The sequence below is a fragment of the Parafannyhessea sp. LCP19S3_B1 genome, from assembly GCF_052121955.1.
Classification (GTDB): Bacteria; Actinomycetota; Coriobacteriia; order Coriobacteriales; family Atopobiaceae; genus Parafannyhessea.
This window is the reverse complement of sequence record NZ_JBQKDH010000012.1, coordinates 20,650-34,633: the sequence shown is the minus strand read 5'-3', so window position 1 is coordinate 34,633 and position 13,984 is coordinate 20,650. Positions and strand designations below refer to the sequence as shown.

14 protein-coding genes are annotated in these 13,984 nt (G+C 66.2%); 11 read left to right on the top strand and 3 right to left on the bottom strand.

Features of this window, described 5'->3' with window-relative positions; genetic code table 11:
• Positions 1-5: 5 nt before the first annotated feature.
• Together ACTQWE_RS07760 and ACTQWE_RS07755 are read left to right on the top strand one after the other, a co-directional pair.
• Positions 6-485, top strand: a complete 480-nt coding sequence (locus ACTQWE_RS07760; protein ID WP_441856862.1) for a hypothetical protein — start codon at positions 6-8, stop codon at positions 483-485.
• A gap of 28 nt (positions 486-513) precedes the next feature.
• Complete coding sequence (locus tag ACTQWE_RS07755; RefSeq protein ID WP_441856863.1) at positions 514-1,059, top strand: flavodoxin family protein; 546 nt, start codon at positions 514-516, stop codon at positions 1,057-1,059.
• Between the two features lie 78 nt (positions 1,060-1,137).
• On the opposite strand, the gene ACTQWE_RS07750 is transcribed toward ACTQWE_RS07755, so the two are convergent.
• Positions 1,138-1,707, bottom strand: coding sequence for a flavin reductase family protein (locus ACTQWE_RS07750; protein ID WP_441856864.1), 570 nt, complete (start codon positions 1,705-1,707; stop codon positions 1,138-1,140).
• A 152-nt stretch (positions 1,708-1,859) separates the two neighbouring features.
• Here ACTQWE_RS07750 and ACTQWE_RS07745 point away from each other — a divergent pair, with 152 nt between their 5' ends.
• From ACTQWE_RS07745 to ACTQWE_RS07730, 4 genes are all read left to right on the top strand, one after another.
• Positions 1,860-3,077 carry a 6-phosphofructokinase gene (locus tag ACTQWE_RS07745; protein WP_441856865.1) on the top strand — a complete coding sequence of 406 codons (1,218 nt, stop codon included), beginning with the start codon at positions 1,860-1,862 and terminating at the stop codon, positions 3,075-3,077.
• Positions 3,078-3,138: 61 nt separating this feature from the next.
• Positions 3,139-3,300: a hypothetical protein gene (locus ACTQWE_RS07740; RefSeq protein ID WP_154540928.1), complete on the top strand. Its 162-nt coding sequence runs from the start codon at positions 3,139-3,141 to the stop codon at positions 3,298-3,300.
• 179 nt (positions 3,301-3,479) lie between these two features.
• Complete coding sequence (locus tag ACTQWE_RS07735) at positions 3,480-4,463, top strand: type I phosphomannose isomerase catalytic subunit (protein ID WP_441856866.1); 984 nt, start codon at positions 3,480-3,482, stop codon at positions 4,461-4,463.
• Between the two features lie 339 nt (positions 4,464-4,802).
• The gene (locus ACTQWE_RS07730; RefSeq protein ID WP_441856867.1) at positions 4,803-6,089 is read left to right on the top strand and encodes a methylated-DNA--[protein]-cysteine S-methyltransferase; all 1,287 of its coding nucleotides are present in this window, start codon (positions 4,803-4,805) and stop codon (positions 6,087-6,089) included.
• 59 nt (positions 6,090-6,148) lie between these two features.
• Here the strand turns inward: ACTQWE_RS07730 and ACTQWE_RS07725 are convergent, their stop codons facing one another.
• On the bottom strand, positions 6,149-6,928 hold the full coding sequence (locus tag ACTQWE_RS07725) for a TIGR00730 family Rossman fold protein (RefSeq protein ID WP_441856868.1): 780 nt from the start codon (positions 6,926-6,928) through the stop codon (positions 6,149-6,151).
• Between the two features lie 211 nt (positions 6,929-7,139).
• Between ACTQWE_RS07725 and ACTQWE_RS07720 the strand changes: the two genes are divergently transcribed.
• Positions 7,140-7,856 carry a Crp/Fnr family transcriptional regulator gene (locus ACTQWE_RS07720; protein WP_441921531.1) on the top strand — a complete coding sequence of 239 codons (717 nt, stop codon included), beginning with the start codon at positions 7,140-7,142 and terminating at the stop codon, positions 7,854-7,856.
• 40 nt (positions 7,857-7,896) lie between these two features.
• Here the strand turns inward: ACTQWE_RS07720 and ACTQWE_RS07715 are convergent, their stop codons facing one another.
• Positions 7,897-10,203: an LTA synthase family protein gene (locus ACTQWE_RS07715; protein WP_441856870.1), complete on the bottom strand. Its 2,307-nt coding sequence runs from the start codon at positions 10,201-10,203 to the stop codon at positions 7,897-7,899.
• A 348-nt stretch (positions 10,204-10,551) separates the two neighbouring features.
• On the opposite strand from ACTQWE_RS07715, the gene ACTQWE_RS07710 reads away from it, so the two are divergent.
• From ACTQWE_RS07710 to ACTQWE_RS07695, 4 genes are all read left to right on the top strand, one after another.
• Positions 10,552-11,538 carry a transporter substrate-binding domain-containing protein gene (locus ACTQWE_RS07710; RefSeq protein ID WP_441856871.1) on the top strand — a complete coding sequence of 329 codons (987 nt, stop codon included), beginning with the start codon at positions 10,552-10,554 and terminating at the stop codon, positions 11,536-11,538.
• 143 nt (positions 11,539-11,681) lie between these two features.
• Positions 11,682-12,341, top strand: coding sequence for an amino acid ABC transporter permease (locus ACTQWE_RS07705; RefSeq protein ID WP_441856872.1), 660 nt, complete (start codon positions 11,682-11,684; stop codon positions 12,339-12,341).
• Positions 12,338-13,186, top strand: a complete 849-nt coding sequence (locus ACTQWE_RS07700) for an amino acid ABC transporter permease (protein WP_441856873.1) — start codon at positions 12,338-12,340, stop codon at positions 13,184-13,186. The genes ACTQWE_RS07705 and ACTQWE_RS07700 overlap by 4 nt, the downstream gene beginning before the upstream one ends.
• 35 nt (positions 13,187-13,221) lie before the next feature.
• Positions 13,222-13,980, top strand: a complete 759-nt coding sequence (locus ACTQWE_RS07695) for an amino acid ABC transporter ATP-binding protein (protein ID WP_441856874.1) — start codon at positions 13,222-13,224, stop codon at positions 13,978-13,980.
• Positions 13,981-13,984: the final 4 nt, after the last annotated feature.

Below are 13,984 nucleotides of genomic sequence, written 5' to 3'. Positions count from 1 at the left end.
GGGGCGTGCAGCCTGATGACGCTTGGGAGGGCTTTACGTTCGCACTCGCGGCACTCGACGCCGTGCCGGTCGCGTTGTTCTGCCTCAGCTCCATCGTGCTTGGCAGGCGCATCGCGAGCCCGCTCTTTGTGGCAGGCTCGGTTATCGCGTTCGCGGGCGGCGTCGGCAAGGTTGCGTGGAAGGTGCTGCTGGCACTTGCCCACCGTGACGTCCCCATCCTCGCGCGGCAGATGCGCTACGTAATGCCTCTGGGCTTTGCGCTTATGGTTGCAGGCGCAGTCGTGCGCCTGCGCGCGCTCGCGGGCGTGCTTGCGGCGCTGGTGCGGCCACCGGCCGTCGTGGCGCTTGCGGCATGGGCCGCCTGCATGGTTGCCATGAGCTATATGGCCGTCCACAACCGCCAGGACGTCGCGCGCGACAACTGGGTCGAGGAGATAGTGAACGCCGTGGGGCAGGCGGCGCTTCTGTTGGCGCTTCTGCTGTAGCCCTCACGTGCAGGGGGAAGGTCAGACAATGGCAAGAATCCTCGTTCTTAACGGCTCGTCACGCCCAAAGGGCTTCACGGCTGCCATGATTCGCTCGTTTGCGCAGGGGGCGCGTCAGGCAGGCAACACGGTGCAGGTGCTTGACCTGCGGGACCTTGACATACACTGCTGCGTGGGCTGTCTCCACGGCGGGGCGGACCCGGCGCATCCCTGCACCCAGCGCGACGACATGGCGACCGTATACGCGGCGTATCGCGCGTGCGACGTGGTGGTGCTCGCGACGCCGCTCTTCTTCTGGTCGTACAGCGGCCTGCTCAAGAACGCGTTCGACCGGCTGTGGGCGCTTGCGGAGTGCCAGCCGGACGAGCTCCACGGAAACGGCAGGTCGGGGGCGCTGCTCGTGGCCGCCGGGGGCAGCCATCCCGCGCAGCTGCTTGCGCACTTCGACTACCTCATGCTGCGCATGGGCTGGAGGAACCTTGGCTCCGCGGTGCTGCTGCACACGGATGACCTCGACCCGGCGGCCGTGACGGACGTGCCGCAGGCGCGCGAGCTGGGGGCCTCGATCGCGTAGCGCCGGGCACGGGCGGGGCCGGCCCACCCGCTGCGGTCGGCCCCGGATGGCCTCGGTTGGCCCCGGCCGTCCGCGTGCCTACTCGCCCAGGCCCTTGCCATCGCTCCACGCCTGGCCGACCTTCTCGCCCAGCGCGTAGTAGCCGTTGTGGAATGTGTCGAACGTCAGGGGGCGCAGCTTGGCGATGTCGGGCTTGCCGTCGGCGTCCAGCACGTAGTCGTCAGCCAGCACGCCAACGATCTTCCCAACCACGCGATGCCCGCTCACGGTCTCGTCGTCCTCGACGACCTCGCACTCCAGCGTCAGCGGGAACTCCTCGATCACGGGTGCGTCCACGCGGGAGCTCTTCGTCGCCGTGAGCCCGCTGCGCTCGAACTTGTCCGTCACGGCGTTGCCCGAGGCGATGCCAAAGTAGTCCGCCTCGCGCATGTGCGCCTCGTCGGCCACGGAGATCGTGAACGCCTTGCGGGCCGCGATGTTCTTGGACGTCCTGTGCCGCGCGCCAATGTTGAGCGCCACCTTGTCCGTGTCGCAGATGCCGCCCCACGCCATGTTCATGACGTCGACGCTGCCGTCGTCGTTGTACGTTGCGATCATCAGCACTGGCATCGGTGCCAGGTAGGGTCCGACCTTCAGTTCCTTGAGCATGGCTCCTCCTCACTCGCCGCCGCGACGGCGGCCGTTGTCACCTACCTGCCTTGTACCCACTTGCGGTCGCGCGTCCAAGCCAGACCGCCGCAACGCGCGGCGCCGCGGCGCCGGCGCGCTATACTCGTTCCAACCACGAAGATAGGAGGACCATGTCCCAGGCAAAGCGCATTCTTGTTGGACAGTCGGGCGGCCCCACCTGCGCCATCAACGCGAGCCTCGCCGGGGTCATCGCCGGCGCAAGGGAGAAGGGCGTGCGCGCCATCGGCATGCGCTACGGGATCCAGGGCTTTCTTGACGGGCGCACGGTGGACCTTGACCAGGCGGTTCCGGACGACGACGCGCTCGCGCTCCTGCGCGACACCCCCGCCAGCTGGCTCGGCAGTTGCCGCTTCAAGCTGCCGGAGCCCGAGGCCGACCCGGGGTTCTTTGCACGCGCGCTCGAGCGCATCGACGAGGCGGGCGTCTCCGCCGTGCTCTACATCGGCGGCAACGACTCGATGGACACCATCGCAAAGCTTGCGCGCTACGGTGCGCAGGTGGGAAGCGACGTCCGCTTCGTCGGCGTTCCCAAGACCATCGACAACGACCTCGTCGGCACGGACCACACGCCCGGCTACGGAAGCGCGGCCCGCTTCGTGGCGACGGCCGTCGCGGAGGTCGCGCGCGACGCGGACGTCTACGACCTCAAGAGCGTGACCTTCGTCGAGATCATGGGCCGCGACGCCGGTTGGCTCGCGGGCTCCGCCTGCCTCGCCAGTCCCGACGTGGTGCTGCTGCCCGAGGTGCCTCTGGACGAGGACGCGCTCATGGCAAAGGTCGAGGCACTTCTCGCCGAGAAGAACACCGTCATGGTCGCGACGTCTGAGGGCGTGCGCGACGCCTCGGGCCGCCTCATCGCGGAGCGCACCGTCGCCGCGGGCACGGGCACCGACGAGTTCGGTCACCTGGCGCAGCTCTCCGGGGCAAGCCGCTACCTGGCCGCGCTTGCGAAGGAGCGCCTTGGCTGCAAGACGCGCGCCGTGGAGATCTCCACCTTCCAGCGCTGTGCCAGCCACTGCGCGAGCGCGACGGACCTGGACGAGGCCTTCGCCCTCGGCCACCTGGGCGCGCTTGCGGCGCTGGACGGCCAGACGGGCGTCATGTGCGCGGTCGAGCGCACCTCGGACGACCCATACCGCGCGGAGCTTCGCACCGTGGGCGTGGCGGACGTGGCGAACAAGGTGAAGCCCGTCCCGCGCGAGTGGATCGCCGCGGACGGCATGGGCGTCACCCCGGAGTTCGTGCGCTACGTAAGGCCCCTGGTTGCGCCGCCGGAGCAGATTGCCTACGAGGGCGGACTTCCGCGTCAGATGCCACCGCTGGCATAGGGGGATTCCGCGTGGCGAGGCCATGCGGTCCATACGCTTGGATGTGACGATGGGAGGAACCATGATTTTTGGAATGGGGCTGCCGGAGCTTGGCATGTCGATTCTGGCCATGATGCTGGAGCTGGCGATGCCCGCCGTGCTTCTGCTGGTCGCCGTGTACTTCGTCGTGCGCAAGGCCGTACGCGACGAGCTTGGAAGAACCGACAAGGATCGCCGACCGTAACGCCGAGGCCAGCCGCGTCATGGCCGAGGACCTTGTGGACGTTTACCAAAAGCTGGCGGCCGCTCGGAAGTAGAGCCTGTCATCGTGTCATCTTAGAGGCGCGAACGTATCACCGGCGCGGGCGCCAGGCAAGGGCCGGCGCCCGCGCCTTCCAACGTCGGAGGAAGAAGGACGTGCACATGGAGAAGAGCGCTGGCACGAAGCCGCAGGAGCTGCTGTTCCCGAAGCCCGTATTCCACAACAAGATCTGGGGCGGCCGCTACCTGCACGACGAATACGGCTACGACATCCCCGATGGCGACGTGGGCGAGTGCTGGGCCATCAGCGCGCATCCCAACGGCGACTGTACGATCGAGGGCGGAAGCTTTGACGGCAAGTCGCTCAGCTGGCTCTGGGAGCATGAGCACGAGCTCTTTGGCGACGCAAAGGGTGACCGCTTCCCGCTGCTCATCAAGATCCTGGACGCGCGCCAGAACCTCTCCGTGCAGGTGCACCCGGACGACGCGTACGCGGCCAAGCACGAGAACGGCAGCCTGGGCAAGCGCGAGTGCTGGTACGTGCTCGACTGCAAGCCGGGCGCGTCCATCGTCGTGGGCCAGCGCGCGAAGGACCGCGAGCAGTTTGCCCGCATGGTGCGGGAGGGAAGGTGGGACGACCTTCTCTACAGCGTGCCCATCAAGCCCGGCGACTTCTTCATGATCGAGCCCGGCACCATCCACGCCATACAGGCAGGCACCGTCGTGCTCGAGACCCAGCAGTCCAGCGACGTGACGTACCGCGTGTACGACTACGACCGCGTGCAGGCGGACGGCACCCGCCGTGAGCTGCACATTCCGCAGACGCTCGACGTGGTGGACTTCGACCTGCCGCTTCCCGAGAACGGCGATGTCACAGCGCCCGAGAAGGACGGCGTCACCGTCCTGGGCGCGTGTCCCAACTTCGAGGTGGAACGCGTGCGCGTGGTGCCGGGCTCGCCCGCGAGAGTGCCTCAGACACACGACTTCATGTGCGTCTCCGTGGTGCACGGCAAGGGCGGCAAAGTTACGTCTGGCGCCGGCAGCTGGGAGCTCGCGCTGGGGTCGCACTTCGTGGCGCCGGCGGGTTCCGGCGACCTCGAGTTCGAAGGGCAGATGGAGCTCATCGTCAGCTGGCCTGAGGGCTAGGTCGCTCCAAGAGATTGGCGGGAACGGTTTTCCTTGGGGTTGGGCAGGCACTGAACTGCCGATGCTTCCGCTCGAAGGGGCTCTCGGCGGCGGAGTTCTTCCGCGAGGCAACTTGCGGGGGAGACGCCACCCTGTGTTGAGAACGGTCTGGAGGGGACATGGCCCAAGACGCGTACGAGTACGACGCAACGATCTGCGAGGCCCAGGGCAAGGGGCCGGGTGACTCCGTCCACGTCGTCGTAACCGAGCGAGAGTAAAAAACGAAACAGAACACTTGTTCTTCTCGCCTGGGCGGTGTATGCTGGTCTGACCAAACGCTCGAGGCCCACGAGGGTGGCGATGGCCATGACGCAAGCGGATGACAGGCTGGTGCAAGGCGAGGTCAGGTACGTCGAGTACGGCGACGATGCCGTGGCATACCTTTCCGCGCGCGACCCGCGCATGGCGGACGCCATCGCCAGGATCGGGCACGTGTGGCGCGTGCGCGACGACGACCTCTTTCAGGCGGTAGTCCACAGCATCGTGGGGCAGCAGATCTCGACGCGCGCGCAGGCGACGGTGTGGGCACGCATGCGCGACGGCCTTGGAACGGTGGATGCGGCGCACGTTGCGGCCGCGAGCGTCGAGGAGCTGCAGGCGTTTGGGATGACATACGGCAAGGCGGGCTACATCCGCGACTTCGCCCTGCGCGTTCAGGATGGCTCGTTCGACATCGCGGCGGTGGAGCGCATGGGTGACGACGAGGCCATAGAGGCGCTTGCGTCACTTCGCGGCGTGGGCAGGTGGACGGCAGAGATGATCCTGACCTTCTGCCTGAACCGTCCGGACGTGTTCGCGTTCGACGACCTTGCCATCCAGCGCGGCCTGCGCATGCTCTGCCACCACCGTAAGATCACGCGGAAGCTGTTCGAGAGGTATCGCCGCCGGTTCAGCCCGTACTGCAGCGTCGCGAGCCTGTATTTGTGGGAGGTGGCCGGAGGCGCGCTTCCGGAGCTTTGCGACCTTGCGCAAAAGACAAGGCCCGTGCGCAAGGCGGGCGAGAAGAACGGCGGTGCGGCCCGGAAGACCGTGCGGAAGGGGGGCTCTGCCCCCCGGAAGGTTGCTGGGACTGGTACGGGTACGACGTATGTGACGACGTTCGAGACGGGCGTGATAGGCAACCTGACGCTCGCGAGCGACGGGGAGCGGATCTCGCACTGCTGGTTCGAGCATGACAGGAACTGGGATGCAGATGCTGCCGAGGCGTACGTCCGCAAGGACGACCTGCCCGTGTTCGACATTGCCCGCCGCTGGCTGCGAGGGTACTTCGCGGGGGAGAGGCCCGATCCTGGCGAGCTGCCGCTCGGGCTTGTGGGGACGCCCTTCAGGATGGTGGTGTGGGGGCAGCTGCTCCAGATTCCCTATGGACGGACCGTGACGTACGGAGAGCTTGCAGAGAGGGTCGAGTCCCAGACGGGAAGGCGTACGTCTGCACGTGCCGTGGGAGGGGCTGTTGGACACAACCCCATCTGCGTGATAGTGCCGTGCCACCGGGTGATTGGCGCAGGAGGGAGCCTGACGGGGTTTGCCGGCGGCGCCGAGGTGAAGGCCAGGCTCCTTGCGCTCGAGGGGGCGAAGATGGGGTAGCGACGTGGGACCGCATCCCTGACGATGGCGATGCGGTCCCGGCTCTCGGGATGTCTTGCCTATCCGTTGAGGATTTGGCTCATGGCGATGTCCGCCGCCTCCTTGGGGTCGTCCGTCAGCGTGAAGAGGTCGACGTCTTTTGGCGAGATGTTGCCCTCGGCGAGCATGGACCCGCGGATCCAGTCGAAGAGACCCTGCCAGTAGCTGGTCCCAAACAGCACAAGAGGTATGCGCGGGGACTTTCCGGTCTGAACGAGCGTCAGACCCTCGAACGCCTCGTCCAGCGTCCCATAGCCTCCGGGGAATATGACCGTGCCCTGGGAGTACTTCATGAACATGGTCTTGCGTACGAAGAAGTAGCGGAAGTTCATGCCGAGGTTGATCCAGTTGTTAAGGCTCTGCTCGTGGGGGAGCTCGATGCCGAGCCCGACGGAGGTTCCGCCCACCTCCGCCGCCCCGCGGTTTGCGGCCTCCATGATTCCGGGGCCTCCGCCGGTGATCACGGCGATGCCGTGCCGGGCGACCTCTTGGGCGCACGCGCGCGCAGCCTTGTAGTAGGGGCTGTCCTCGCTCGTGCGGGCGGAGCCAAACATCGAGACCGCGGGTCCCAGCTCCGCGAGCGCGCCGAAGCCGTCCACGAACTCAGCCTGGATGCGAAGCACGCGCCACGGGTCCGTGTGGAGCCACGAGGTGTCCTTGTCGGGTGCAAGGAGGTGGGAGTTCGTGCTTTCCTTCGGGATCATCTTGCCACGCATGATGACGGGGCCACGGTGGTATGGGGGCTCGAAGTCCGGCTTCTGCTCGCGCGACTCGTCCTTCTCGGCGTCTTTGTCTTGCATGCTCTTCCTATCCTTCTCGAATGTCTTTCGGTGTCCTGTGTTCTTCCGTGCACAGTCTAGGGCAATGTGTCCGTGGGGCTCCGTGGTCTTTGTTGGCTGACAAAGCCGTTATGCGGGCGTGACGTTTGTGCTGACAAGCGTAATCGCTTTGCGCGTGAGCGTGAGTGATGTTAGGTTTATGTTGCAGTGGCAACGGGGAAGGGTGCGGCTTATGCAGACGGACGGTGTGAACCGGCGCTTTGCGCACTGTATGGACATGCTTGCGAAGAGCCCGCTCTTTGCGGGGGTATCTCGCGAGGAGCTTCCGCGCGTGCTCGTGCTCATGCGTGCGCGGTGCCACTCCTTCGCCAAGGGGGAGGTGCTGCAGGGCTTTGGGGAGCCGTTTCGCTACGTGGGAATCCTCATGTCCGGCGAGGTCGAGGGATCGTTCGACAGCGAGCGCTTCGACCGCATCAACGTCAATCGCTTCACCGCAGGTCAGATGTACGGCGCCGCGTTCGCGTGCGCCCTCGTTCCCGAGAGCCCCATCGAGCTCGTGGCGCTGTGTCCGAGCGAGGTGGTGCTGCTTGACGTGGGCGTGCTAGGCACGGGAGGGCAGCCGGACGCGCTCGAGGCGGTGCTCCTGCGCAACCTTCTGGGCATAGTCTCGACGCAGAGCGTCTTCCTCAACCGGAAGGTAAGGATACTGGGCCAGCACAGCCTGCGCGATCGCATCGTGGTCTACCTGGGAGGGCTTGCCGCCGATGCGGACGGCTGGGTGACGGTCCCCCTGTCCCAGACGGCGCTCGCCCAGTTCATAGGAGGCAACCGAAGCGCCGTCTCCCGCGAGGTAGGGCGCATGGTGGACGAGGGCGTGCTCGAGCGGGATGGCAGACGGATGAGGCTCGCGGGCTCGTTGCGGCGTCTGCCGCGGCGCAGGCCTCGGTAGCCGGCCGGAGAGGGGCGGCTACCGAGGCCCATGGGGGTTTCTAGTTCACGATGCTGCCAAACTCCAGGTAGTTGACGTAGCCCATAAGGCTGTCCGCGTGCGTGGCGGAGTCCGAGTCCCTCGTCGAGTCGGGGGATGCCAGGGGCTCGTCGTCCCCGTAGGCATGCCATGTGCCGTTCGCGTCCTTGTAGCCGATGAGGCTCAGCACGGGCAGGTCGAGCTGCGACGCCAGGGACGCCTCCTGCCGCGCGGTGAGCGGCGCGCCGATGCGGTACATGAGCTCGTCCCCCAGTGCGGAGATGGGCTCGTCCAGCGTCTGTCCCGCCTGCTCGTCGCCCGCGACGTCGTAGTTCGCCCACATGAAGTAGCTGGAGTGGAACATGCGCTCCGCGGTCGTGATGGAGGGCTCCCCCTCGTAGCCGATCGTCGCGTATGGGCTTGCGGGCTTGGGCTGGTGGTCGCCAAAGAACAGCACGACCACGGGGCGGTCGAGCTTGCGAAGCTCCCCGACGAACCAGCTGATGGCGCGGTCGGACTCCGTGGCGCACGCCAGGTACTCGTTCAGCTTCGAGTTGTCCAGACTCGTGGCGCCCGCGGGTGAGAAGTTCGTGCGGTCCTTGCCCGGTATGGTCCCGGTGGTGAACGGCCCGTGGTTCTGCATGGTCACGTCGTGAACGAACTGGGGCTTGTCGCTGGAGGCCAGGACGTCGAGCACGCGCTGGTACGTCGCGCGGTCGCTCACGTAGCCGTTGTGGTACGTCTCGGCGCCGTCGAAGTTGTCGATCGTGAGGAACTTGTCGAAGCCCATCTGGCGGTACACGCGCTCGCGATCCCAGTTCGTGCCCAGGTTGGGGTGGATTGCCGTCGTCTGGTAGCCGAGCTGCGCGAACTGCCGGGGCATGCAGTCGACGTTCGTGAAGTCCCACTGCGTGTAGGGGTACTTGTTCGACCCCAGGTAGTGCAGGTTAACGCCGCAAAGCGCCTCGAACTCAGAGTTGCAGGTGCCGCCGCCGAAGATCGAGGCGTACGAGTCGCCGCGCAGGATGGCGTCGGTCGTGCCGTTCTTCACGTAGTCGGGGCCCGTGTAGCCCGACTCTGCTATGGCCTTGTACACGGACAGGTCGCTGAACGACTCGTTCATGATGACCACGACGGACGGCTTCGTGTCCTCGAACTGCTTCTCGGCCGCCTTGCGCGACGAGCCGGCCGAGGTGTCGGCGTCGCTGCCGAGCGTCTTGCGGTACCTCTTGACCAGGCTCTTCTCGGCCGCCTTCGCGGCCTTTTCCGTGTAGCCCTGCGGCACGGGGATGAGGCGCGCCTGGAACTCCTTCACGAAGCAGGGGAAGAAGCCCTGCAGGGACGTGCTGTACAGGGAGTTCCAGTGGTTGAGGCTTACGCCGAAGTCCGCACCGTAGCCGGGGACCGTCACGAAGAGCGCGAGGGCGAGGGCGCTGGCGAGCCCGAGCGTGGTGCGCCGCACGGCGGGCACGGACGCCGCGTGGGCGAGCCATGCGCGGGCCCCCTCGCGTCGCGCGGGCTCCGCGTGGGCGGGCGCATGTCCGCCTTGGGGCAGCGCCTGCGACGCCGGCGGCATGAGGTACGCGGCGCACGCGATCCCGGCCGCCGCGAACGCGACGGCCCGCACGACGGCCGGCGTGATCACGTAGACGTAGCCGCCGCTGACCTCGGCCGCGGTGTCGATGGCCTGGAGGTCGGCCGGCGTGATGTTGGCGTCCTTGAACAGGAACACGAAGTACTGCGCGATGCCGACGAAGAGCATGAAGCCCACGCCAAGGGCGACGCCGGCCCCGCGGCGCTGGAACAGGAAGTACAGGGCGAGAAGCGCGAGGCCGATGATGGTGGCCTCGATCGCCACGAACTGCGGCGCGATGTCGAGCCACGCGTCGTTCCACGGGACCTCGAGCGCCGCGCGGGACGCCTCCTCGCAGAGGGCGAGAAGGACTACGGTCGCGGCCGTGTGGCATGCGGCCTGCCTGCGGGCGGGGACGCGCCGCGCGAGGAGGGCCGAGAGACGCAGCCTGGGGAGGCAGGCGAGCCCCGCGACGAGGATGGCGAGCGCGCTCGTCCGGAGCGAGGCGACGCCGCCGGAGTAGAGGCCGCGCGCGCACCAGACCCAGAGGAAGGCGAGCGCCCCCAGGAACGGGAGCTCCCACAGCAGCGTGGACGGGCGGACGTGGGCAAGCACTGCCGACGGGCCGCCCTCGCCCGCGCGCCGCGCCGCGACCACGGCGCCTGCGAGCGCGTATGCGAGCGTTGCGACGACGAGTGCGACGAGCTGTGCCATCACGACCGGGCAGAACGCTGCCGAGCCATTAGTTCCCTGCATGTGAGAGTCCCTCTATCGAAGATGTTCCACAGCCTGCAATTGTAGTGCGAGCGGTTCGTGACGGCCCTTCTCGCCCGGGGGCAATCGCCAAGGCCGATAGTGCTCTATCGAAAATGCGCATGTGGAAAATTGAGCTGAAAAGTGGGTAGAAGGAATCCAACGCTCTGCGGAAATGGCAGGTCGCGGCAGCCGTGTTACGTCTTGCGCACGGTGGATCCGGCCCTGTTGACATTTCCTAGCAAAACGATAGGATTTAACGCGTTAGTGCACGGCCCGGTGCGAGCACCGGTCTTATTGTCGAGCGGGCAGCGCCCCGCTCCCACGGGTAGCCCGAAGGAAGGAACCCACATGTCTATCAGCAATCCTCTTGACAAGATCGTCGTCAGCAGGCGCCAAGCGGTTGCCCTGGGCCTTGGCGGCTTCGCGACCATGGGCCTCGCCGCGTGCGGCGGCAGCTCCGAGACTGACGGCTCCGCCTCCGACGCCGGCGCCACGAAGACCTCCGGCAAGCTGGACAAGGACGCGTACGACAAGCTCATCAAGGAGAACTCGAAGCAGGCCGACGACGCCACCATCTCGGCGAACAAGTGGGCGTCCAAGGTGAAGAAGGACGGCAAGCTGCGCGTTGGCGGCGTCCAGACCTCCGAGCTCTTCAGCTACCTGGACGACAAGGACAACAAGGTCCGCGGCTTCGACGCAGGCCTGTCCCAGCTTCTGGCCGCCTATATCCTGGGCGACGCCTCCAAGATTGACCTGACGCAGGTCACGTCGGACACTCGCGAGTCCGTCCTGCAGAACGACCAGGTGGACGCCGTGTTCGCGACCTACAGCATCAACGACGACCGCAAGAAGCTCATCGACTTCGCCGGCCCGTACTTCACCTCGCGCCAGGCCATCATGGTGCTTGCGACGAACAAGGACATCAACTCCATCGACGACCTCGCCGGCAAGAAGGTCGCCGTCCAGTCCGGTTCCACCGGCCCGAGCATCGTGAAGGAGGAGGCGCCGAAGGCCATCCAGAAGCAGTACAAGACCGACGAGGAGGCCCGCGCCGCCCTGGAGCAGCACCGCGTTGACGCCTACATCATCGACCAGACGATGCAGATGGGCTCCATGATCTCGAACCCCGGCAAGTACCGCCTGCTGAAGCAGCTCATCGGCCCGAAGGACAACTACGGTATCGGCCTGCCGAAGGACTCCGACGCCGCGGCGTTCGTGAACGCCTGGCTGCAGAAGGTGGAGGACGACGGCGTGTGGGAGAAGCTCTGGAAGGTCTGCATGGGCGCCCGCATCGGACAGAAGACCGCGCCGAAGCCGCCCGCGATCGAGGACTAGCGTTTCTCGCCCACGTTTCGTGATTGTTCCAAAGCTGATATCGTCTTGTGGGTGGGGCGGTCGCGAGGGTATCTTGAAGACAGTGCTAAGAGGAGGCCTCCGTGCACGCACGGGGGCCTCTGCTTTCAACGCGGGGGGTGAACATGAGTATTCAGGAGCTCTTCTCGCTCTATGGGGGCATGTACGTTAGGGCCTACGGGGCGACGCTCTGGATGACGGTTGTTTCCTACGTCGGCGCGATGCTTCTGGCGCTTCTTGTCACGATTGCGCGCGTGAGCCCCATTGCGCCGTTGCGCAAGGCGGGGGACCTCTACGTGCAGATCTTCCGAAACGTCGCCACGATATCGCTTCTGATCATCTTCTATTACGCGTTCCCGTACCTGGGCATCGTGTGGAGCGAGCAGACGTGCGTCATCGTGGTGACCGTGCTGGTGGCGGCCTCGTTTGGCTCGGAGAACTTCATGACCGGCATCAACACCATCGGCGTGGGGCAGATCGAGGCGGCGCGCTCGCTGGGCCTGAGCTTCCGCCAGATGCTGAAGAACGTCGTGATCCCCCAGGCGCTGCGCTCCTCCGTGCTGCCCATGACGAACCTCCTGGTCGCGGTCATGCTGACCACGGCCATCGGCTCGCAGGTCCCGCTTGACCCGCAGGAGCTCACGGGGCTCGTCTCGTACATCAACACGATGTCCGTGGGCGGCATCCTGCCGTTCGTGGTCTCCGCCGTGCTGTACGCCGGCACCGCGTTCTTGATCGGCCTCGCCGGAAACGCCATAGACAAGAGAGTGAGGATCCTCAGATGAGTGCCGCAGACAGCATATCCATGCGCGACGCGCTCTACGAGGCACCGGGCCCTCGGACGAGGCGCCGCATCGTGGTGGGAACCGTCGTCACGTCCGTCGCGATCGTCGCCGTCGTGGCGTGGGTCGTGGCGAGGCTGTACGCGATGGGCCAGTTCGACTCTCGCTACTGGTACTTCTTCGCGCAGTGGTCCACGTGGCGCTTCCTGCTGAGGGGGCTTGTCGGCACGGCGGAGGTCGCGCTGTGCGCCGGTGCCATCGCCCTCGTGCTCGGCATCCTGTTCATGCTGGGCAGGATCAGCCGCAACCGCGTGGTGAGCACCGTCTTCCGCGTGGTCATCAACTTCTTCAGGGGCATCCCGTCGCTTCTGCTGATCTACTTCTTCTTCCTGGTCATCCCCAGCTACGGCATCAAGATGCCCTCGTTCTGGATGCTGGCGCTGCCCATCGCGCTCACGGCGTCCGGCGTGCTCGCGGAGGTGTTTCGCGCCGGCGTGAACGCCGTGCCCAAGGGCCAGCGCGAGGCGGCGCTCTCCATCGGCATGACGGAGGGCAAGGTCATGCGCAAGATCATCCTGCCGCAGGCCATCCGCTACGTCATCCCGTCCCTCATCTCGCAGCTCGTGGTCGTGGTGAAGGACACCTCGGTCGCGTACGTGGTGAGCTACCCGGACCTGCTGCAGAACGCGCGCGTGCTCATAAGCAACTACGACGCGCTCGTATCGGTCTACTTCGTGGTGGCGATCATCTACATCCTCATCAACTACGCGATCAACCAGTGGGCCGTCAGCCTGGCGCGCAGGAGCGGCACCAAGGTGGTCACGCGCTCGCAAGAGAACCCGGTGTAGCCGCGCGCCGCCCACACGCTTGATAGGAGCATCCAATGTCTGAAGATACGCAGGTCAAGACCCCAACGATCGAGCTGAGGCACGTAGAGAAGCACTTTGGCGACCTCCACGTCCTGAAGGACGTGAACCTTCGGGTCGAGAAGGGCGAGGTGCTGGTGCTGATCGGGCCGTCCGGGTCCGGCAAGTCCACGCTGTGCCGCACGATTAACCGCCTCGAGACCATCGACTCCGGCGAGATTCTGATCGAGGGCAAGCCTCTTCCCCAGGAGGGCAAGGAGCTAGCCGCGACCCGCGCGGAGATAGGCATGGTCTTCCAGCAGTTCAACCTCTTCGCGCACAAGACGATCCTCGAGAACGTGACCATGGGCCCCGTCGAGGTGCTGCACGTTGACAAGAGGAAGGCGGAGCAGGAGGCCATGGAGCTGCTGCGTCGCGTAGGCGTGGCGGAGCAGGCGAACAAGGTGCCCGCGCAGCTCTCCGGCGGCCAGCAGCAGCGCGTGGCCATCGCGCGCTCCCTCGCCATGCACCCGAAGGCGATGCTGTTTGACGAGCCGACGTCCGCCCTCGACCCCGAGATGATCAACGAGGTGCTCGACGTCATGGTGGAGCTCGCTCGCGAGGGCATGACCATGGTCGTCGTCACGCACGAGATGAACTTCGCCCGCCGCGTGGCCGATCGCGTGGAGTTCATGGCGGACGGCCAGATCCTGGAGGAGGGCGACCCGAACGAGTTCTTCGACCACCCCAAGACCGCGCGCGCCCGCGAGTTCCTCGAGTCCATCAAGGGCCACTAGCGAG